The sequence below is a fragment of the Polyangium jinanense genome (assembly GCF_028435265.1).
Taxonomy (GTDB): Bacteria; Myxococcota_A; Polyangia; order Polyangiales; family Polyangiaceae; genus Polyangium; species Polyangium jinanense.
Genome location: NZ_JAGTJK010000010.1, coordinates 242,676 through 262,428, shown reverse-complemented (window position 1 = coordinate 262,428; position 19,753 = coordinate 242,676). Strand labels below are relative to the sequence as shown.

The following is a 19,753-nucleotide window of genomic DNA, read 5'->3' as shown; positions in this document are numbered from 1 at the left end:
GAGCGCGCATCGGCCGGGGGGCTTCCCATGGACTTCGGGCCGGAAGTGGGGCATTCCCTCCCCACCATGAGCGCAGCGCACGACGCCCACGGAGATCACGCCGCGGGCCACCACGCCTCCCACGATCACGACCACTTCGACAACGATCCGGTGCAGGAGCTGCCGGCCGACGAGCCGCGCACGCCCACGTGGATCCCGATCGTGGGGCTCTTGCTCTTCTTCTTCGCGGGCACCGCGTGGCTGCTCGCGGGCAGCGGTGACGAGGCCCAGCCGAAGACCGACAGCGCGCCCGCCCAGGTCGCGCCGCAAGCCGCGCCGCAGCCGCAAGCGCTGCAGCCGCAAGCGCAGCCCGCGCGCTTGCCGCCTGCGGCCCCGCAGGCGCGTCCGACCCCGGCGCCGCTCGGCTCCGGTGGCCTGCGTCAGCTCACGCCGGATCAGGCGAAGCAGATCCAGCAGCAGATCGAGGCGCTCCGCGCGCGGCAGCAGCAGCCGGGCGGCGCGCCGCAGCCGCAGCCCGCGCCGCCGGTGCCGCGATGAGCGAGGTGATCCAGGCTTCGGACGTGCGTCGCGTCGTGGTCCTCGGCGCGGGCACGATGGGCCAGGGCATCGCGCAGGTGACGGCGCAGGCCGGGTACGTGACGCATCTCTACGACGTGGATGCGGCGCGGATCGGGCGCGCGATCGAGTCGATCAAGCAGGCGACGGATCGGCTCGTGCAGAAGGGCAAGATGCTGAACGAGGCGCGCAGCGAGCTCATCGGCGCGCTCGTGCCCACGTCGGATCTCGCGCAGGCGTGTCGTGACGTGGACCTCGTGATCGAGTCCGCGCCCGAGCAGATGGACCTCAAGGTCGGGCTTCTTCGCGAGGTGAAGGCGCTCGCGCCGGAGCGCGCGATCCTCGGCACGAACACGTCGAGCCTGTCGATCACGGAGATCGGCACGCGCACGGCCGCCGCGGCGCGCACGATCGGCCTGCACTTCTTCAACCCGCCGCCCGTGATGGAGCTGCTCGAGGTGGTGCGGGGGCTCGGCACGGACGAGGCCGTCGTCGCGGCGAGCCTCGCGATCGCCAAGCGCATCGGCAAGACGCCGATCGTCGTGAACGACATGCCCGGGTTCGCGACGAGCCGGCTCGGCGTGGTGATCGGCGCGGAGGCGATGCGCATGCTGGAGAGCGGCGTGGCCTCGGCGGAGGACATCGATCGGGCGATGGAGCTCGGCTACCGGCACCCGATGGGCCCGCTCAAGCTGACGGATCTCGTGGGCCTCGACGTGCGGCTCATGATCCTCGAGCACCTGCACCGCGAGATCGGCGAGCAGTTCCGGCCGCCCGCGATCCTGCGGCAGATGGTGCGCGCAGGCAGGCTCGGCAAGAAGTCCGGCGAAGGGTTTTACCGCTGGACCGAGTCGGGCCCCGTGCCGATCGCGCACAAGCGCTGACCCGACGCGGACCAAAACACGAAGGCCCGCTGGCTTCACGCCGGCGGGCCTTTCGTTTTGAGCTCCAACGAGTCGTTACTTGTTGAGCTTGTCCTTCTTGGCGTTCTCTTCCGCCTCTTTTTCACGCTCGGCCTGGCGCTTCTGGATGCGCTCCTTCACGGCGGCGTAGTCCTTCTCGTCCTTCACGCGGCGGTCGATGACCTTCTGCCGCTCTTCGGGCGTGCCCGCGTATCCCTTCGCGTCGGCCTGGTCCTTGAGGAACTGGGCGTACTTCGCCCACGCCTCCTTGCCCACGTCGAGCTTGCGTTGACGCTCGCGCAGGTCGGCCAGAACGAAGAGCACCTTCGACTTGAGATCCGCAGGGCCGTCCTTGTTCAGCGCGGCGCTCCACACGGCCTCGGCCTCCTCGGGTTTGCCCGAGGCGAGCTGCGCCTCGCCGAGCCGGTAGAAGGCGAGCATCTTCGTCGAGTCGACCTTGATCGCGTCCTGGAACGCCGTCACCGCGCTCGGGAAATCACGCGCGACGAACGCGTCCTCGCCCTTCTTGATCGCCTCCATGTAGGGGCTGATCCCCATCTTGTTCTGGGGATCCTTGAGCGGGCCTGCCGGCGCCGTCGGGGCCGTCGGAGCCGCCGCGCCCGCGGCGGGCTTGGCAGCAGGCTTGGCCGCGTCGGGTTTCGCAGGCGCCGCACCCTGGCCGAGCGCCGTTCCGGCGAGCGCGAGCGAAGAGATCACGAGGGAGGCAACGAGCAGACGGCTTGCCATGGCCCGAGCAGCCTACCTCAGCCCCGGACGGCATGGAACTTCTGCCGAAAAGAAACCCTACCGGCCGTCCACCGACGCGTCGCTCGGTCCCGCATCCCCAAAACCCCCGGAATCCCCCGGCGAACCCGCGTCGAACGCCGTCTCCTTGGCCTGCGCAGGCGCCGCCGACGCGCCGAGCGGGGCGAGCCGGCCCTCGGCGTCAGGCGGCCAGGCGAAGCGCTGCACGTCGCCCGTGGCGCGGTCGACGAGCGCGACGAACGCAGCGCGGGGGCTATCGGCCATGCGCACCTTGAGGCGCGTGGAGACGTTCGTGAAGTCCGGTCCGCGCAAGGGGCCGCGACGTCGATCCTTCGAGTCGCGATCGAGCATCGGCACGTCGAAGCGGATCCGATCGAGCAGCTCCTTGCCGACCCAGAACTCGACCGCGAACCGGCCCATCATGCGCACCGTGGGCGTCGGCGTGTTCACGAGGACCGAGGAAACACGCGGGAGCGAGGCCTTGCCGCCCTGGACCTGGATGTCGAAGACCCACTGCTTCTTCGACGCATTGCCCGGCGGATCCGGGGGAAAACCACCCCGAGGAGGCTCGGGCGCGGCGGGCGCCTTCGCGCGGGAGGGCTCGGCGAGCGAAAGCGCAGCGGCAGCGCCGAGGGCAGCGCCGAGGCCGAGCGCGAGGAAGAGGCGGCGGTTCTTCACGTGTCCTTGGACCTGACATCGTCGCCGAAGATTTCAATCGTCCCGCGGTCGCCGTCGACACGGACACGATCGCCGGTGCGAATCGCGACGGTGGCGCCCGGGACGTTGACGACGGCCGGAACGCCGTACTCACGCGCGACGATCGCCGCATGCGAGAGCGGGCCGCCGAGCTCGGTGACGACCGCAGCAGCGACGAGGAAAAGCGGCGAGAGGCCAACGTCCGTGGTGCGCGTGACGAGGATCTCGCCGGCGCAGACGGCGTCGAGGCCGCTCGTGCCGGGCGCGAGGACACGCGCGCGGCCCTCGACGACGCCGCTCGACGCCGGCAGGCCGACGAGGCGGCGGCCAAACGCGGGCGGGAGCTGGACGGGCGGCGGGCGGCCGATGAAGGTGGGCGGAGGATCGGGGCGCTGGGCATCGCGCAGGTGCTCGGCGCGGCGGAGGCGCGCGACGTGGCCGATCTCGGCGCGGCCGCTGCGGAGCGCGAGGATGAGCTCGTCGTAGGTGCAGAAAAAGACGGCGCCCGTGGGCAAGGTGGGGTCGATGCGGCGGAGGCGTCGATCGACGTCGAGCGCGATGGTGCGGAGCATGCCGAGGACACGCGTGACCCACATGCGCATGCGCTCGCGGAGACGCGTGAAGCGCTGCGTGCGCGTGACGAGGGCGCGGACGGCGTAGAGCACGGCCGGGCCGATGCGCGTTTCGAGCTGGGCCATCTCGCGATCGGCGAGGGCGCGAGCACGAGCGAGGGCGCGATCGGGGTCGCTGTCGGGCGCGCGGAGGGCAGCGACGAGCATGGCGAGGACCGCGGTGGGATCCTCGCGCCAGCGCGGCGTGGAGAGCTCGGCCTCGCGGACGGCACGGTCGCCGAAGGTGTCGAGGAACGATTCGAGCTCGCGGCGCGTGGGACCGTCGGGAAGATCGTTCAGGGCGCGAACTTTTCCGGCGAGGAGGCATTCGCGGGCCTCGGGTTCTTCGCGCGCGCGCACGGCGATGCGGGCGAGGGCAACGCCGGGGCCCGCGCTTTCGAGCTCGCGAACACCGCCGACGAGGGCATGCGCGAGAGACGTGCCGGTCGAGAGGGACCGGGGCATGAGCGGATCCATCGCGAGCGCGGCGTCTTCGTCGTCACGCGCGGACGAGCGGCGCGCGGCGACACGATCGAGCAGGCGCGCGAGCGCAAGGTGGCTCGCGAGCGAGGCCGAGGCGCACGAGAGCATCAACGTGCCCGTGCGATCGAGCAGCGCGCTCGCGGTGCGCAGCGTGGTGGCGAGCGCGTCGTCGGGCAGGAGGCCGAGGTCCATCTCGGCGAGGGAGCGACGCGCGCGTTCGGCTTCGACCTCGTAACTCGCGACGTCACGTTCGAGCCGCGCCTGGCTCGCGAGCACGCGCGGGGCCACGACGGGCAGGCGCGCGAGGAAGCCGCGCTTCGAGACGTCCTCGGTTTGTCGTTCGAGGAGCGCGATTGCGGCCTCGCCCGCGCCGCCGGAGGCTTGCAGAAGCGCACGCGGCGAGAGCAGCGGAACCTGCGCGGCGATTTGCATGAACGCGGTGAGGTTCAGGTAGAAGCGCCCGTGCACGTTGGTGACGAGGTGCGCGCCGCGCGGAACACGACAGCCGAGCGCGGCGAACGCTTCACGGAAACCCTTCTCGCTGAAGCTCCGCGCGATCGACCACGTGAGCGGCGTCGCCGCGCCGGGCAAAGCCTCGCCGACGTTCGCGCGTGACCAGACCGTCTGCGCATCGCCGCCCTCGGGAAAACCTCCGCCGCCGATCGGACGCACCTGCAGGAGGAGCACTTGATCCTTGCCCTCGGGCGTCCGCTCGACGGCGAACTCCACGTCGAAGGGCCCGGTGCCGCCTTGTTCGAGCCGGCTCGCGAGCTCGCCGAGCTGCCCGATCGCCTCGTGCGAGAGCGCGGGTAGCCTCGTGCGATCCTCGGGGATCGCGACCTCCTCCATGCCACGCGGGCCGACGACGAGCGCGCGTCGCTTCTCGGCGACGACCGTCGCGACCACGCCGCCCGCCTTCGCGAAGCGCACCGAGTCCGTCGGCATCGCGCCCTCCACGACGGGCGCGCCGAGCCCCAGCGTGACGTTGACGAGCCGCTCGTTCTCGCCCCAGTGCTCGCCCGCGAGCCCCGGCGGCGGCGCGGTGAACAAGACGCCCGCGGCCTCGGCGCGCGCCATCACCTGCACGAGCACGGCCATGGCCACGTCACGCACGCCGTGGTGCGCGAGGTAGTCGATCGCGCGCGGCAAAAACGCGCTCGCCCACACTTGCTTGATCGCCGCGGCGAGCCCCTCGGGCCCACGCACGCCGAGGAGCGTGGTCGCGAGCCCGGCAAAACTCGTCTCCTCGCCATCCTCGCACGTCGCGCTCGAACGCACGGCGAGACCCCACGGCGCGCTCTCGCCGACGTCCGCCCAGAGCGCTTCGATCGCAGCTTGCAGCGGCGCGGCGAGCGGGGCCGCCTGGATGCGATCGCGGGCGCGCGCGGCGCGATCGATGCCCGTGCGGCTGCCGGCGAGCTTGATCAGCGTGGGCAGGTCGTGGCCGCGCGGGAGCGTGGTCTCGGCGAGTGCGTCGAAGTGATCGGCGGGAAGGACCCAGCCGCGCGGAACGGGCAGGCCTTCACGGACGAGGCGCCCGAGGCTCGTGGCCTTGCCGCCGAAGCGCCGGGCGTCGCCGCGCCTGCGGCCAAAGGCGAGCGCGAGCGGACGGAGGGTGTTCTCGTAGCCGCTCGGCGTGTCCGTGCCGCCGGGCGTTCTCGCTGCTCGCGCCGAAGGGTCGACCACGCCGACGCCTTACCATGCTTTGTGCGCGGCGGCGCTCAGGGGGCGGGCAAGCCGCGCAAGACGCGCTCGTGCCAGAGCAGCATCTCGGCCCCACCGGGCCCTCGGTTCCAGGCGTAATCGTGCGGCCCCGGCGTCACGACGAGCTGATGCGGGACCTTTTCCTCTGCGAGCGCCGCGGAGAGCGCCCGCACGGCTGGCAGGAACGGATCGTCGTCGCTCGACACGATCCTCAGCGCGAACGGCTGCCGGTCCATGGCCGCACGCGCGAGCTTGGCGAAGACCGGGGCCTCCTCGGGCTTCAACGCCGGCTGGAGCGCACCGACCGCGCCGAAGATCTCCGGGTGCGCGAACCCGACGAAGAGCGCAAGCCGTCCGCCCATGCTGACGCCGTCGATGCCCGTCGCCGCGCGATCCGAGGACGCCTTCGCCTCGGCGCGCACGCGCGGCAGGAGCACGTCGGTCACGAATCGGCCGAAGGGCGCGGCGCCTTTCTCGGATCGATCCGCGACGACGGGCGTGTACGGGCACGCGACGACGAGCCCCTCGTACGGGTGTTTTGCGAGCGAGTCGTTCATCTGCGCGAGCCGGTCGGGTCGGACAAACCCTTCGAGATCCACACCTGTCAGCGGCGGCGCGAGAAGCCTTCGATCGATCCGATCGAGGCCGTAATCATCCCGCCACGCAAACGCGCCGACCTCGAGCCCACGCCCCGATTCGCCACGACCATGCAGCGCGACGAGCACAGGCAGAGGCCGCGTGGACGGCGCGGCGAGGACGAGGGCGCGCTCCTCTTCCGGCGTGAAAGAGAGGTCTTTCCAGCGAAGTCCGTCCACCGGCGACGGCGGCGTCTGCTTGCTGCGACAGGCGCCGATCGAGAACGCGGCGAGGCCGAGGAGGGCGCGGCGGCGGGTGAAGGCCATCAGCCAAGCTCTCTAGCGGAGCTCTTCGCGTCCGTCATGGGCGAGCGAACGAGCCGTGCGAACGACCCGTTTTCACATTTCCGATCGCCTGCCACCAAAGCCGCAATCCGACAGGCTCCTCCGTGCTGCGCGGTAGCGTTTGGCGCTCGTCACGCTATGGATCCAAAGTAGTACGGCGCCGAAACATCAGCGACGGCCGGGCCGGAAATCCAGCGGTATTCGCCCGCCGGATGTGCCCTGGTCGAGCCCGACGGCCTTCTGTTCATGGTGGGGAGACCAGGAACCGTGCAACTCGTGCATCCGAGCGCGAACGGCAGCGCATTGGCTGAAGACGAGGCGAGGACGGCCACGCAGGAGGGCTTTCGCGAGCTCCTGGAGGCCGCGCCCGACGCCATGGTGATGGTGGATGCCGCAGGCTCGATCATGCTCGTCAACACCCAGCTCGTACGCATGTTCGGCTACGAGCGCGGCGAGCTCGTCGGTCAGTCGATCGACATCCTCGTGCCCGAGCGCCTGCGGTCCGAGCACGTCAAGCACCGCACGCAGTACGCCGAAGAGCCGCGCCCGAGACCGATGGGCGCGGGCGTCGAGCTGCACGGGCGCCGCAAGGATGGCACCGAGTTCCCCGTCGAGATCAGCCTCTCGCCGATCCGCACGCGCGACGGAATCCTCGTCACCGCGGCGATCCGCGACGTCACCGAGCGCAACCGCGTGCAGGCGAAGTTCCGGAGCTTCCTCGAAGCCGCGCCCGACGCGATCGTCATCGTCAACGCCGCGGGCAAGATCTTCCTCTGCAACTCGCAAACCGAGCGTGTCTTCGGCTTCCCGCGCGCCGAACTCCTCGGCCAGCCCATCGAGGCCCTCGTCCCCGATCGCATCCACGACCGGCACATCCAGCACCGCGCGAGCTTCTTCTCCGACCCGCGCGTACGCCCCATGGGCTCCGGCCTCGAGCTCTACGGCCGTCGCAAGGACGGCACCGAGTTCCCCGTCGAAATTAGTTTGAGCCCCATCGAAACGGAAGAGGGCCTGCTCGTCGCGGCCGCGATCCGCGACATCACCGAGCGCAAGATGGTCGAGAAGAAGCTCCGCGCCTCGCTTCAGGAGAAGGAGGTCTTGCTCAAGGAGATCCACCATCGGGTCAAGAACAACCTCCAGATCGTCTCCAGCATGCTGAACCTGCAGATGGGGCAGATCACGGACCCGCACGCGCTGCAGCTCTTCAAGGAGAGCCAGACGCGCGTCCGATCGATCGCGCTTTTTCACGAGAAGCTCTACCAGTCGAAGGACCTCGCGCGTGTCGAGATCGCCGAGTACCTGCGGAGCCTCGCGGCGGGATTGCTCTACACGTACGGCGTGAGCCCCGATCACGTCGCGCTCGCCCTCGACGCCGAGGGCGTACCGCTCGGCGTCGACGCGGCGATCACGTGCGGGCTCGTGGTGAACGAGCTCGTTTCGAACGCGATCAAGCACGCGTTCCCGGACGGTCGAAATGGAACGGTGCGGGTCGGGCTCAAACGGCGCGGGGACGAGGTGGTCCTCGAGGTCGAGGACGACGGAATCGGCTTTCCGCCCGACGTCGACTTCCGCGACGCCGGCACGCTGGGCCTCAAGCTCGTGTGCATCCTGGCGGAGCAGATCCACGGGACGATCGAGCTCCAGCGAGACTCCGGCACGAAGTTCGTGGTGCGTTTCCCCCTGAGCCCGACGCAATCATGAGCGACGCGAAGCGGAAGATCTTCATCGTCGAGGATCAGCGGATCGTCGCCGCGGACCTCGAAAACACGCTGCGATCCCTGGGATACGAAGTCTCGGGCACGGCTGCGTCCGGCGAGCGCGCGATCGAAACAGTGCTCGCGCGGAGACCCGATCTCGTCCTGATGGACATCCGCCTCGAAGGGTCGATGGACGGGGTAGAGGCCGCGGAACGGATCCGCGCGGAGCTCGACATCCCGATCGTGTACCTCACGGCGTACGCCGACGAGGAGACGATCGTCCGCGCGAAGACGACGAGTCCCTTCGGGTACCTGGTCAAACCGTTCAACGAGCGCGAGCTGCGCGGCGCGATCGAGATCGCGCTCTACAAGCACGAGACGGATCGGCTGCTCCACGCGCGGATGGTGATGCTGGCCGAAGAGGAAGCGCGGCGGCGCGCCTCCGAGGAGGCCGAGAAGCGCTTCCGGCTGCTCGTCGAGTCCGTGAAGGACTACGCGATCTTCATGCTCGACCCCGACGGGCGCGTCGCGAGCTGGAACGCCGGCGCGACGCGGATCATGGGCCACGAGCAGAGCGCGATCCTCGGCACGCACGTGTCGACGTTCTACACGGAGGGCGACGTCGAGCAGGGCAGCCCGGAGGAGGCGCTCGCCGGGGCCAAGCGCAACGGCCACTTCCTCGGCGAGGGCGTTCTCGTGCGCAAGGACGGCTCGCAGTTCCGCGCGGAGCTCCGGCTCTCGCCCGTGCACGACGAGAACGGCGAGCTGCGGGGCTTCGCCACCGTGATGCGAGACCTCACCGAGCAGAAGCGCGCCGAGGAGATCCAGGCGTTCCTCGACGAGACAACGCTCCTGCTCACGAGCTCGCTCGAAACCGAAGGCACGCTGCAGAAGGCGACCGAGCGCGCGATCCCGCTGCTCGGCGATCTCTGCTTGGTGGACCTCGCGAACGAGCAGGGAGCCCTCGTCGTCTGCGCCGCCGCGAACCAGATCGGGAACGAAGAGCTCACGAAGGAGCTCTCGCGCGCGATCGGGCGGCGCGAGGGCGCCGATTACACGTTCCGCTGCGGCGGCAAGGTCCTCCACGAGGTGATCGAGAACCTCCCCTGCATGGCGCGCGTGCTCGGGACGAGCCCCGAGCTTTTGCGCTCGCTCGGGCCGATCTCGTACATCTGCGTCCCGATCGAGCTGCGCGGACGCAGGCTCGGCGTGGTCGAGCTCGTGCGTCGCGCGGCGCGAGGCCGGTACACGCCGGCGGACCTCGCCGTGGCCCAGGAGCTCGGGCGCAGGTTCGGCATCGCGCTCGACAACGCCCGCCTCTACCGCGAGGCGCAGGAGGCGATCCGCGCGCGCGACGAGTTCTTCATGATCGCCTCGCACGAGCTTCGAACCCCGCTCACGCCGCTGCAGCTCCAGCTCGAAGGGCTCGAACGCACACTGAAGCGCGCGGGGCTCCTGAACGATCAACTCACCGGACGCGTCGAGCGCTGCTCGCGGCAGATCTTCCGGCTCACGCGGCTCGTGGAGAGCCTGCTCGACGTCACACGCATCACGGCCGGTCAGCTCGCGATCGAGCCTGAAACCGTGGACCTCTGCGCGCTCGCCCGCGACGTGACCGAGCGCTTCGCTTCGGAGTCGAACGAGACGGGCACCAAGATCGAGCTGCGTTCGTGTTCGTCGCTCGTCGGCCGCTGGGATCCGTTGCGGATCGATCAGGTTCTCTCGAACCTGCTGGAGAACGCGGTGAAGTACGGGGGCGGCCGGCCCATCGAGGTCGTGATCACGGACGACGGTGACGCGGCGCGGATCTCCGTCACGGATCACGGGATGGGGATCGCGCCCGAGGCGTGCGCGCGGATCTTCGAGCGGTTCGAGCGCGCGGTGTCGCTCAAGCACTACGGAGGGCTCGGGCTCGGCCTCTTCATCGCGAAGCAGATCGTGGAGGCGCACGGCGGGAAGATCGCGGCGAAGAGCCAGCCGGGCGAGGGCTCGACGTTCACGGTGACGCTGCCGCGCTGGGGCGTCGCGCTCGCGTCCGAGGTCGCGTGATGCGCTAGAGCCCGAGCCAGGGGCCGGGATCGAGCGGCGTCGCGCCGTGGCGGATCTCGAAGTACACGGTGTCGCCCTGCCCTGCCGTCGGCGCCGTGCCGACGCGCGCGCCCGCGGCCACGGGATCACCCGCGCGGAGCTCGGTGCCGCCGAGGCTCGCGTACACGCTGTAGTAACGATCGCCGTGATCGACGATCACCGTGAGCGCGTAACTGTCGTACCGATCCGCGAACACCACGCGACCCGCGGCGACGCTGCGAACGGCCGCGCCAGGCTGCGTGAAGAGCTCGACGCCGCTCACGCCGTGCTTCGACGAGCGCCGCACCTCGGCGCGCCCTGCGACCGGGAAGAGCAGGCGACCCTTCTGCGCCTCGAACCCGAGGCGCGCGTCCGCGTCGCGAGGCCCGCTGTCGGCGCCGTAAATCGCCACGTAATCCGGGCGTGACGACGATTCGAAGGCGCGTGCGAACGCCGCCCTGCGCTCGTCTTCGGCTTCGAGCGCGCGCTTGGCCCGCATCATGGCCTCGCGCTGCAGCTCGAGCGGCGCGCGCTCGGCGCGGAGCCGCAGGATGCGACCTTCGAGCTCGGTGCGACGTTCGAGTAGCGCCTTCTCATCGGCGATGTCGCGCTCGAGGGCGCGACGAACCCGCTCGACCCGCGCCGCGTGATCGACGAGCGCGTCGAACCCTTCCCCCACGGGCAAGAGACCCGCGTGCACGTGGCGATAGTAGGCCCGACCGCGCGCCAGCATGCGCTTGCGCAAGGTCTCGATGTGCGGATCGATCCCCGCGAGCTCGACCTCGACGGCGCGTTGCTCGTCGTCGATCCGCTTCAAGAGTCGCTCGAAATCCGCGACGGACGAGAGCGCGCTCGGCGCCTGCACGGGCAGCGACTCCACGGGCGTGCCGCCTCGCGCCGCGCCCGAGACGAGCGCGAGGAGCAACACCGGCAGGATCGACGTGCGGCGCCTCATGTCAGATCGCAGCCATCCGGCGCAGGCTCACGAGCGCCGTCGTCGCCCCGAGCGCGCCGCCGAGGAGCACGAGCCCGAGCGAGACGGTCCAGGGCAAGAACGAGGGCGAGAGCCCGAGCAGATTCGCGAGCTCGTGATCGAAGCGCCCGCGCACCAGGAAAAACAACCCGCCGAGCAGCGCGATCGCCGCCGCCGCGCCCGCCGCGCCTTGCATCGCGCCCTCGATCACGAAGGGACGCCGCACGAACTCGTTCGTCGCGCCGACGAGCTTCAAGACCTCGACCTCGGTGCGCCTTCGGCTCAGCAAGAGCCGCATGGTCGAGCTGATCACGCTGAAGACCGCGCACATCACGACCACCGCGAGCGCCGCGCTCGCCGACACACCGCCGCCGAGCAGCGACGAGAGGCGCTCGGTCCAGCGCTGATACGTCTCGACCGTCTCCACCGCCGGCAGCGCCCGCAGCTTGAGCGCGATCGACTGGAGATCGGTCTCGCCGATGTCGTCCGTGAAGCCGAGCTCGAGCGAGGCCGGAAACGCGGCCGGCGGCAGCGACGCGAGCGCCGCGTCGGACTCGTCGACCACGATCTCGCGCCGCGCCTCCACGCTCGTCACGTGCCGCACGCGCTTCACGCCGGGTGTACGTTCGAGCGCGCGGACGAGCTCGTTCACCTCGGGATCGGCCACGCCGTCGCGCAGGTACACCGTCGCGCGCCCGGCCCGCGACCAGCGATCACGCACCGCCGAGAGGTTCGTCACCACGAGCAGCGACGCCGCAAGGCACACGAACGCGACGGCGAGGGAGAAGATCGACTGCACGTGCACGCGCATGTCCCCTCGCCCGGGTCTCCAGGCCTTCATGGGCACTCGCACGCCGTACCGTTCGCTCGCCATCCGAAACTCCTCCCCCTACGCCACGAGATTCATCGGGGCGTCCGCGCCGGCGACGTCGAGCCCGTTCGGCGCGTCCGTCGCCTTGCCGGCGTCGAGCACCACGACGCGCCGCGGACGCACGTCGAGCAGCGTCCGATCGTGCGTCGCGAAGAGCACCGTGGTCCCGGTCTCGTGGATGTCCTCGAACAGGCCGAGGATATCGATCGCGAGCTGCGGATCGAGGTTGCCCGTCGGCTCGTCCGCGAGGATGAGCGCCGGCTCGCCCACGATCGCCCGCGCGATCGCGACCCTCTGCTGCTCGCCGCCCGAGAGCCGCTTGGCCTCCTCGTCGCCGCGCCCCGCGAGCCCCACGCGTTCGAGCGTCTCGCCCACGCGGCTGCGCACGAGCCGCGGCGGCAGGCCCACGACTTCGAGGGCCACGGCGACGTTGTCGAACACGGTCCAGCTCGGCACGAGCTTGAAGTCCTGGAACACGTACCCGATGTTCCGGCGCAAGGCCGGGATCGACTCCTCGCGCAGGCGCCCCACGTCGCGGCCGAGGAACAGGATCCGCCCCTCGTCGACGCGGTCGGTGCGATGCACGAGGCGCAGGAGCGTGCTCTTGCCCGAGCCCGAGGGCCCCGTGATGAAGACGAACTCTCCCCGCTCGATCGTGAGCGACATCCCCCGCAGCACGGGCTGGTCGGCCCGGTAGGCCTTGTGCACGTCCTCGAACACCAGGATCGGTCGCCTCGCTGCAGCCGGGTCGAACCGATGCCCGGGTCTGAGGGCCGGGTGAAACGAAGGGCGCAGGGATGACGCCATGGCCGCGATTGCTACCAGGGCCCTACGGAGCGGGAAAATTTTTGGGGTAAGGGAGAGAGGCCATGCCGCTCCGCATCGCGTTTTTTGGCCTGCCGCTCGCCGCGCTCCTGCTCGCGAAGGACGGGCACTCGATCGAGCTCTGCGCCGTCTGCCGCAAGGACGCGCTCGGCGTGCGTCGCGCGCGGCGCGTGTTCGGCGAGCGCGTCCTCGTCCGACCCAAGGTGACCGATCCCGCGCTCCTTGATCGGGTGAGGCGCCTCGCGCCCGATCTCGTCGTGAGCTGGTTCTGGACCACGCGCCTGCCGATGCGCGTCGTCGAGGCCGCGCGGCTCGGCGGCATCGGCGTGCACCCCTCGCTCCTGCCGCGCCATCGTGGCCCGGATCCGACGACGTGGGCGATCTTGAGCGGCGACGCGATGACCGGCGTGTCCGTGCATCGCATCGCCGAGGAGTACGACACGGGCGCGATCCTCGAACAGGAAGAGCTCGCGATCGATCCGCGCTGGACCGGCTGGGATCTCGCGCGCGCCCTCGATCGCCCCTCGCTCCGCGCCCTGCGCCGCACCTGCATGCGCTTCTCCCGCGGCGAGACGATCGCCGAGATCCCGCAAGACGAAGACCTCGTCACGTACGCGCCGGCCCTCGGCGAGGACGAGCACGCGATCCGCTGGACCTGGCCCACCGATCGCGTCCTTCGGCACATCCGCGCCCTCGCGCCTGCGCCCGGGGCCTTCACCGAGATCGCGGGCACGCTCGTCACCGTGCTCGAGGCCCGCAAAGCGCCGCGTTTTCCCGAAGCGCTGGAGCCTGGAGAGGGGTACGCCGAGGGGGGCCATGCCGTGATTCGCACGGGGGACGGCGCGGTGATCCTGGTCCGCGGTGAGATCGACGGCGCGCCTGCCCCGGCGGAAGCCCTCGCCCGCCTCTTTCTTGCGCCGGAGCCTTTGCTAGGCTGACGCCGCGCTCCGCGACAGGCGCGCTTTCTTGGAGGAGGACCGTGGAACCCGCTCAGCTCGCAAAGACCGCGCGCGCATCCCTCGCCGAAGCGCTCGGTGCCCTGCAGAGTGCCGACGACGCGCCGGACGAGCTCCTCGAAGCCGCCGAGCCCATCGCGAAGACGATGGGCATCCTGCACAAGATCGAGCGCAGTAACGGAGCTGTACTCGACGGCCGCGACGTCGCCCTCAAGAACGTGCGCAAGGTCCTCGCGGACGTGCAGGCGCTCGACGTCGATCACCCCGCGGTCGATACGGTGCTCGAAGCGGTCGCCGCGTCGCTCGCGAAGGTGAACGCGCTCGCGAAGTACAAGGGCACGGGCGCGCCCGCGCCTCAACCCGTCGCGGAACCGAAGCCCGCGCCCGCTCCCGCGCCCGAGCCGGTCGCTGAAGCGAAGGCTGCACCCGTTCCCGCACCCGAACCGTTCGCTCAAGCGAAGGCTGCACCCCTTCCCGCGCCCGAACCGTTCGCTCAAGCGAAGGCTGCACCCCTTCCCGCACCCGAACCGTTCGCTCAAGCGAAGGCTGCACCCGTTCCCGCGCCCGAACCGTTGGCGCAAGCGAAGCCTGCACCCCTTCCCGCGCTTCAACCGGTTGTGTCGGAGGCGAGACTTGCACCCGTTCCCGCGCCCGAACCGTTGGCGCAAGCGAAGCCTGCACCCGCTCCCGCGCCCGAGCCCGTCGAGATCATCAAGCCCGCGCCGGTCCTCCAGATCGCCCCCGAGCCTGCGCCCGCGCCGATCTTCGCGCCGCAGCCCGTCGTCGAGGTGAAGGCCACGCCCGCGCCGCAGCCCGTCGCGCCTGCGCCGCAGCCCGCGCCCGCGCCCACGCCGGCCCCCGCGCCCGCGAAGGCCAAGGAGCCCGCGCCCACGCCCGCGCCTGCCAAGGCCGAGCCGCGCAGGGATCCGCAGCCCACGCCCGCGCCCGCGAAGGCCACGCCTGCGCCCGCGCCCGCGCGAAGCAAAGAGCACGCGCCTCCGCCCGGCACACGCGCCGTCGACGTCGAGCTCGGCACGCACAGCTCCTCGAACTTCTACAAGGGCCTCTCCGGCAACGACGTCATCGAGCACGGCGGCATCTTCGTCTCGACCTACCGCATCCCGAAGCTCGGCGCCGAGGTGCAGCTCCGCGTTCTTCTCCCCGGCGACTACGAGTTCTACGCGAAGGGCGTCGTGCAATGGACGCGCGAAGCGAGCGGCTCCTCCGAGCCCGGCTTCGGCGCGCGACTCACCCAGATCGGCAACGAGGGCAGGCAGCTCGTCTACCGCTACGCGCGGAACCGCGAGCCGATGTTCTACGACGACCTGTGAAGCCTTTTTCGAAACGCCGCGCGGCCCTCGTAGGCGCCGCGCTCTTGCTGGCCCTCGCCGTGCCCCGCACCGCCGAGGCCGTCGGAGACCCGGATCTCGATTGGCAAACGATCGAGACGGCGCACTTCCGCGTCCACTACCCGACCACGCTCACGCCGCTCGCCGAGCGCGTGGCGCGCGTCTCGGAAGCCATCCACGCGCGCCTCACCGTCGCGCTAGGAAACCGCCCGCGCAGCATCACCGAGATCGTGCTGACGGACGACGTCGACTCGGCGAACGGCTCGGCCACGGCGCTGCCCTTCAACACGGTCCGCCTCTACGCGACCGCGCCCGAGGACCTCTCGCCGCTCGGCGACTACGACGACTGGCTGCTCGACCTCATCACGCACGAGCACACGCACATCCTGCACCTCGACAACATCTCGGGGCTGCCCGCGATCGCCAACGCGATCCTCGGCAAGTCGTACGCACCGAACCAGGTGCAGCCGCGATGGATCATCGAGGGCCTCGCCACGGTGTACGAATCGCGCGAGTCGAGCGCGGGCCGCCTGCGCTCCGCGCTCTTCGACATGTTCCTGCGCGCCGACGTGCTCGACGACAACATCGCGCGGCTCGATCAGATGTCGTCGACCTCGATGCGCTGGCCGCAGGGGAACATCTGGTACCTCTACGGCTCGCGTTTCCTCGGCTGGGTCACCGACGTCTACGGCGGCCACACGATGACGGCCGTCGCCGCGGACTACGGCCAGAACGTCATCCCCTGGGGCATCAACCGCTCGATCCGCCGCGCCACCGGCCGGACGTACGAGGAGCTCTTCGAGGGCTTCAAGGATCACCTCCGCCTCAAGTACGCCGCGCAGGTACGCGCCGTCGAAGCGCGGGGCCTGCGCGAAGGCGTGCGCCTCACCCGCCACGGCCGCAACGTCCTCTACCCGAGGTTCGTCCCGCGAAACGCTCGCGCCACGGACGCCGACGAGCTCGTCTACTACCGCGACGACTACAACGCCCGCGAGGGCATCTACCGCGGGCGCTTCAACGCCCGCCATGACGCGTTCGAGGAGGACACGAAGCTCGTCGCCCGCACCCGCGGCGCCTCGGCCTCGGCGTTCTCGCCGGCCGGCGATCACTTCCACCAGAGCAACGGCCCCTTCAAGATCGTCTACCGCCGCGACGACCTCTACCGCGTCGAGAACGGCAAGACGGCGCCACGTGGCGACGAAGCCGCGCGCCATCGCCTCACCACCGGCCTACGCGCCGGCGCGCCCGACATCAGTCCTGACGGCCGTCGCATCACGTTCACCGTCAACACGAAGGGCACGACGTTCCTCGAGATCGCCGACCTCGACCCCGAGGGCCACATCCAGAACCGGCGCGACCTCGTCCCGAGCGCGCGCTTCGAGCAGGCCTACACGCCGCGCTTCTCGCCCGACGGCCGCTCCATCGCCTACAGCGCGTGGACCACGGGCGGCTACCGCGACGTCCGCATCGTCGACGTCGCCACCGGCTCGTTCCAGAACATCACGCGCGACCGCGCCCTCGACGCGAACCCCACCTGGTCGAGCGACGGAAAGACCCTCTACTTCTCCTCGGATCGCAGCGGCATCCCGAACATCTACGCCTACGACGTCGGAAGCCGCGCGCTCAAGCAAGTCACGAACGTCCGCACAGGCGCGCTCCAGCCCGCGGTAAGCCCCGACGACAAGACACTCGTCTACGTCGGCTACACCTCGAAGGGCTACGACCTCTACGCGATGCCGCTCGACCCGGCGCGTTTCCTCGACGCGCCACAGGCGCCCACGGATCGCCCCGATCCTCCACCCGAGCCCGAGCGCGTCCTCATGCAGAAGACCCCGTACCGGGCGCTCTCCACGCTCGCGCCGCGCAACTACGGCGTCTCCTTCGGCCCCGGCAACTACAGCCAGAACGCGCTCACGCTGAACACGTTCGGCGCCGACGTCGCGGGCTTTCACGAGTTCCAGGCGGAGCTCATCGCCGACTTCGCCGCGCCCGCGCCGCGCGTGAACCTCGACTACGCCTACCGCCGTCTCCCCGTCGATCTCAATCTCCGCTTCTTCTACGCCGTCTCCCCGCGCTACCAGGGCTACCGCATCAACGGCCGCGACGTCCCCTACGACGAGCGCGGCATCGGCCTCTCGTCGAGCATCGTCTACCGCATGCCGGGCGAGTTCACCGATCAGAGCTTGAGCCTCGCCTACTCGGTCACCGGCTTCCGCGCCGAGCTCCCCGGACAAACCCAGCCCGATCCTTACGCCACGCGCACGCGCCTGCCCATCAGCGGCACGATCGGCACCGTCCGCGCGTCCTACTCCTTCTCCAACGTCGAAGGCTCGCTCGACGCGGCCGGCGCGATCCGCGGCTACTCGATGCGCTTCGCCGTCGAATACGCGGGCCCGCCGACCGGCAGCGACTTCACCCTCCAGACGGCCGAGACCTCCATGGCCGGCTACATCCCCATGCCCTGGCGCGGCCTGCACACGCTCGCCTTGCGCGTCGCGGGCGGCATCGCCGCGGGCACCTACCCGCGCGACGGCTTCTTCTTCGTCGGCGGCTACGACCTCGACAACGTCAGCATCGTCGACACGGTCACGACGGGCATCTACGACGGCTCCTTCGTCCTGCGCGGCTACGCGCCCGGCAGCGCGGCGGGCCGCGCGTACCTCCTCACGAACGCCGAGTACCGCTTCCCGATCATCAAGCCCGACTGGGGTTTGTCCACGCTCCCCTTCTTCGTCCGCCGCCTCGACGGCAACCTCTTCGTCGACTACGGCGGCGCGTTCGACAAGCTCACGCGGGACGACGTCTCGTTCCTCTCGAACGGCGCGCTCATCGACGCGCCCAAGCTCCACACGTCGATCGGCGCCGAGCTCTGGCTTGGCCTCTCGCTCGGCTACTACCTCAACACGCAGCTTCGCGTGGGTTATGCCTACGGCTTCAGCGCGAAGGCGATCCCCGGCGGCCAGGCGTACTTCCTCGCCTCGAGCGCGTTCTGACGAGAAAGGCCAAGAACTTGCCCCGATCTTCGTGCAAGGCGTCTCTTCGGCACGTGCGCCGATCTCTCGCCCTCCTCCTCGCGCTCGCTTTTGCGGGCTGCGTCATGCCGCAGACGCCGACGGACAAGCTCATGGACGCCGCGTACGACCACAACACGGCGCTGCGCTTCGGCCGCATGGACATCGCGCGCGAACACGTCGCGCTCTCGGCGCGTGACGCGTGGGCGAAGCGTCACGCCTCCTGGGGCGACCGCGTGCGCGTCGTCGATCTCGAGCTTGCGGACGTGCGCATGAAAAACCGCGACGAAGCCGAGGTGCGCGTGCGTGTCGAGTGGCAACGCATCGACGAGGCCGAGCTCCGCACGACCGAGCTCGTCCAACGCTGGCGCAACGCGAGCGGCTGGCATGTCGACACGGAGGAGTGCGCCGCGGGCGACACGGCGCTCCTCGATCGTCCCGCGGACACGGCCACGCCCAAGGGCGAAACCGGCAGCGCTAGGGACGGTTTGTAAAGCTCATCCACCCCTCTCCCGAAAGGGAGAGGGGATGGGGGTGAGGGAGTCGTTCAGCTAGCAGCCGCCGGCGCCGCAGCCGCGGACTTCTTCGACTTCTTCGGCGCTGCGGTCTCCTGCGTGGTCTGCTCGACCTTCGGTGCCTTGGCGCGCGCCTTCTTCTTCACCTGTGCCTTGCGGCGCCTCATCTTGATCGAGTTGCGGCGATCACGGTAACCCATCGCGTGTGACTCCTCGGGGGATGCTTCGTCGGGCCCTCTCACAGCATGTGCTGCGTGAGCCTCGTCGTTCGGTTCGAAAAACGGGCGGCAAATCTGCCCAAGACTGGGCCCGCCCGCAAGGATTTGGGGAAGGGATCGAGGTGGGCTCGTCAGCTCCCGCCGACCGCTCCGTCGAGGGCGACCTCACGGCCGCGGACCTCGAGGCGATACCGGGAGTTCACGGTCTCGATGTAGAACACTTCCCGCCCCGCGAGCCGGAGGACCCGCTTGACCGGCGTCGTCACGTATTCGTGCATCCCGTCGGAAAACTCGATCACGACGACGGAGCCTTTCCGCGGAGCACGTACCAGTCGACCGACGACGGCGCGGGAGCCACGGCCGAGCTTGCGGAGCACAACTTGCACAGCAGTCATCCTAGCATGCACTCGCGAGACGGGCACAAGCTGCACAAGGGCGGGGCCTGATTTCCACGCGTCCGTCCAGCGCGCGCGATGAAAGATCCGGAATCGACGCAACGCATGCGCCTCGTTCGGAGGGTTTTCATCGAGCGACCGGGCTCCTACAAACCTCCGAAATTCCCCGGGATCCGAGCCCTTCTGATCTCGCCTGCGTAACGGGCCGGGGGCGGCGCGACTCGATGCCTGCCGTTTCCC

17 protein-coding genes are annotated in these 19,753 nt (G+C 70.1%); 8 read left to right on the top strand and 9 right to left on the bottom strand.

Annotated elements, in window-relative coordinates; genetic code table 11:
* Positions 1 to 66 precede the first annotated feature (66 nt).
* Both KEG38_RS21480 and KEG38_RS21475 read left to right on the top strand, forming a co-directional pair.
* Complete coding sequence (locus tag KEG38_RS21480; protein WP_272416953.1) at positions 67 to 537, top strand: hypothetical protein; 471 nt, start codon at positions 67 to 69, stop codon at positions 535 to 537.
* Positions 534 to 1,439: a 3-hydroxyacyl-CoA dehydrogenase family protein gene (locus tag KEG38_RS21475; RefSeq protein ID WP_272416952.1), complete on the top strand. Its 906-nt coding sequence runs from the start codon at positions 534 to 536 to the stop codon at positions 1,437 to 1,439. The genes KEG38_RS21480 and KEG38_RS21475 overlap by 4 nt, the downstream gene beginning before the upstream one ends.
* 75 nt (positions 1,440 to 1,514) lie before the next feature.
* Here the strand turns inward: KEG38_RS21475 and KEG38_RS21470 are convergent, their stop codons facing one another.
* The 4 genes from KEG38_RS21470 to KEG38_RS21455 are packed head-to-tail and all read right to left on the bottom strand — an operon-like array spanning position 1,515 to position 6,618.
* The gene (locus KEG38_RS21470; RefSeq protein ID WP_272416951.1) at positions 1,515 to 2,204 is read right to left on the bottom strand and encodes a tetratricopeptide repeat protein; all 690 of its coding nucleotides are present in this window, start codon (positions 2,202 to 2,204) and stop codon (positions 1,515 to 1,517) included.
* A 57-nt stretch (positions 2,205 to 2,261) separates the two neighbouring features.
* A complete protein-coding gene (locus KEG38_RS21465; RefSeq protein ID WP_272416950.1) occupies positions 2,262 to 2,900 on the bottom strand; it encodes a hypothetical protein in 639 nt (212 codons plus the stop codon).
* The gene (locus tag KEG38_RS55575; RefSeq protein ID WP_272416949.1) at positions 2,897 to 5,698 is read right to left on the bottom strand and encodes a PEP/pyruvate-binding domain-containing protein; all 2,802 of its coding nucleotides are present in this window, start codon (positions 5,696 to 5,698) and stop codon (positions 2,897 to 2,899) included. Before KEG38_RS55575 ends, KEG38_RS21465 begins: the two co-directional genes overlap by 4 nt.
* Before the next feature lie 35 nt (positions 5,699 to 5,733).
* Complete coding sequence (locus tag KEG38_RS21455) at positions 5,734 to 6,618, bottom strand: alpha/beta hydrolase (protein ID WP_272416948.1); 885 nt, start codon at positions 6,616 to 6,618, stop codon at positions 5,734 to 5,736.
* A gap of 285 nt (positions 6,619 to 6,903) precedes the next feature.
* Here KEG38_RS21455 and KEG38_RS21450 point away from each other — a divergent pair, with 285 nt between their 5' ends.
* A complete protein-coding gene (locus KEG38_RS21450; RefSeq protein WP_272416947.1) occupies positions 6,904 to 8,337 on the top strand; it encodes a sensor histidine kinase in 1,434 nt (477 codons plus the stop codon).
* A complete protein-coding gene (locus tag KEG38_RS21445) occupies positions 8,334 to 10,382 on the top strand; it encodes an ATP-binding protein (RefSeq protein ID WP_272416946.1) in 2,049 nt (682 codons plus the stop codon). The genes KEG38_RS21450 and KEG38_RS21445 overlap by 4 nt, the downstream gene beginning before the upstream one ends.
* A gap of 4 nt (positions 10,383 to 10,386) precedes the next feature.
* On the opposite strand, the gene KEG38_RS21440 is transcribed toward KEG38_RS21445, so the two are convergent.
* Genes KEG38_RS21440 through ftsE form a run of 3 tightly spaced genes read right to left on the bottom strand, consistent with a single transcriptional unit; the run spans position 10,387 to position 13,051 of the window.
* Entirely contained in the window at positions 10,387 to 11,355 is a 969-nt protein-coding gene (locus KEG38_RS21440; protein ID WP_272416945.1) for a murein hydrolase activator EnvC family protein, read from the bottom strand.
* A gap of 1 nt (position 11,356) precedes the next feature.
* Positions 11,357 to 12,247, bottom strand: a complete 891-nt coding sequence (locus tag KEG38_RS21435) for a cell division protein FtsX (RefSeq protein ID WP_272416944.1) — start codon at positions 12,245 to 12,247, stop codon at positions 11,357 to 11,359.
* A 15-nt stretch (positions 12,248 to 12,262) separates the two neighbouring features.
* Positions 12,263 to 13,051 carry a cell division ATP-binding protein FtsE gene (gene ftsE, locus KEG38_RS21430; RefSeq protein WP_272416943.1) on the bottom strand — a complete coding sequence of 263 codons (789 nt, stop codon included), beginning with the start codon at positions 13,049 to 13,051 and terminating at the stop codon, positions 12,263 to 12,265.
* Between the two features lie 62 nt (positions 13,052 to 13,113).
* Here ftsE and KEG38_RS21425 point away from each other — a divergent pair, with 62 nt between their 5' ends.
* From KEG38_RS21425 to KEG38_RS21410, 4 genes are read left to right on the top strand one after another with little or no spacing between them, the layout of a single operon-like run.
* A complete protein-coding gene (locus tag KEG38_RS21425; protein WP_272416942.1) occupies positions 13,114 to 14,007 on the top strand; it encodes a methionyl-tRNA formyltransferase in 894 nt (297 codons plus the stop codon).
* Between the two features lie 41 nt (positions 14,008 to 14,048).
* Positions 14,049 to 15,356 carry a hypothetical protein gene (locus KEG38_RS21420; protein ID WP_272416941.1) on the top strand — a complete coding sequence of 436 codons (1,308 nt, stop codon included), beginning with the start codon at positions 14,049 to 14,051 and terminating at the stop codon, positions 15,354 to 15,356.
* The gene (locus KEG38_RS21415; RefSeq protein WP_272416940.1) at positions 15,353 to 18,367 is read left to right on the top strand and encodes a BamA/TamA family outer membrane protein; all 3,015 of its coding nucleotides are present in this window, start codon (positions 15,353 to 15,355) and stop codon (positions 18,365 to 18,367) included. The genes KEG38_RS21420 and KEG38_RS21415 overlap by 4 nt, the downstream gene beginning before the upstream one ends.
* Before the next feature lie 53 nt (positions 18,368 to 18,420).
* Complete coding sequence (locus KEG38_RS21410) at positions 18,421 to 18,879, top strand: hypothetical protein (RefSeq protein ID WP_272416939.1); 459 nt, start codon at positions 18,421 to 18,423, stop codon at positions 18,877 to 18,879.
* Between the two features lie 53 nt (positions 18,880 to 18,932).
* Here the strand turns inward: KEG38_RS21410 and KEG38_RS21405 are convergent, their stop codons facing one another.
* Positions 18,933 to 19,100: a hypothetical protein gene (locus KEG38_RS21405; RefSeq protein ID WP_272416938.1), complete on the bottom strand. Its 168-nt coding sequence runs from the start codon at positions 19,098 to 19,100 to the stop codon at positions 18,933 to 18,935.
* Between the two features lie 149 nt (positions 19,101 to 19,249).
* Positions 19,250 to 19,504 (bottom strand): hypothetical protein, encoded by a 255-nt coding sequence (locus KEG38_RS21400; protein WP_136933470.1) that lies wholly within the window; start codon positions 19,502 to 19,504, stop codon positions 19,250 to 19,252.
* Positions 19,505 to 19,753: the final 249 nt, after the last annotated feature.

What these genes read in the sequence shown, in the direction of transcription:
- KEG38_RS21480 (WP_272416953.1), top strand. Translation starts at nt 67, where the DNA reads ATGAGCGCAGCGCACGACGCCCACGGAGATCACGCCGCGGGCCACCAC.
- KEG38_RS21475 (WP_272416952.1), top strand. Translation starts at nt 534, where the DNA reads ATGAGCGAGGTGATCCAGGCTTCGGACGTGCGTCGCGTCGTGGTCCTC.
- KEG38_RS21470 (WP_272416951.1), bottom strand. Translation starts at nt 2,204, where the DNA reads ATGGCAAGCCGTCTGCTCGTTGCCTCCCTCGTGATCTCTTCGCTCGCG.
- KEG38_RS21455 (WP_272416948.1), bottom strand. Translation starts at nt 6,618, where the DNA reads ATGGCCTTCACCCGCCGCCGCGCCCTCCTCGGCCTCGCCGCGTTCTCG.
- KEG38_RS21445 (WP_272416946.1), top strand. Translation starts at nt 8,334, where the DNA reads ATGAGCGACGCGAAGCGGAAGATCTTCATCGTCGAGGATCAGCGGATC.
- KEG38_RS21440 (WP_272416945.1), bottom strand. Translation starts at nt 11,355, where the DNA reads ATGAGGCGCCGCACGTCGATCCTGCCGGTGTTGCTCCTCGCGCTCGTC.
- KEG38_RS21435 (WP_272416944.1), bottom strand. Translation starts at nt 12,247, where the DNA reads ATGGCGAGCGAACGGTACGGCGTGCGAGTGCCCATGAAGGCCTGGAGA.
- ftsE (WP_272416943.1), bottom strand. Translation starts at nt 13,051, where the DNA reads ATGGCGTCATCCCTGCGCCCTTCGTTTCACCCGGCCCTCAGACCCGGG.
- KEG38_RS21425 (WP_272416942.1), top strand. Translation starts at nt 13,114, where the DNA reads ATGCCGCTCCGCATCGCGTTTTTTGGCCTGCCGCTCGCCGCGCTCCTG.
- KEG38_RS21405 (WP_272416938.1), bottom strand. Translation starts at nt 19,100, where the DNA reads ATGGGTTACCGTGATCGCCGCAACTCGATCAAGATGAGGCGCCGCAAG.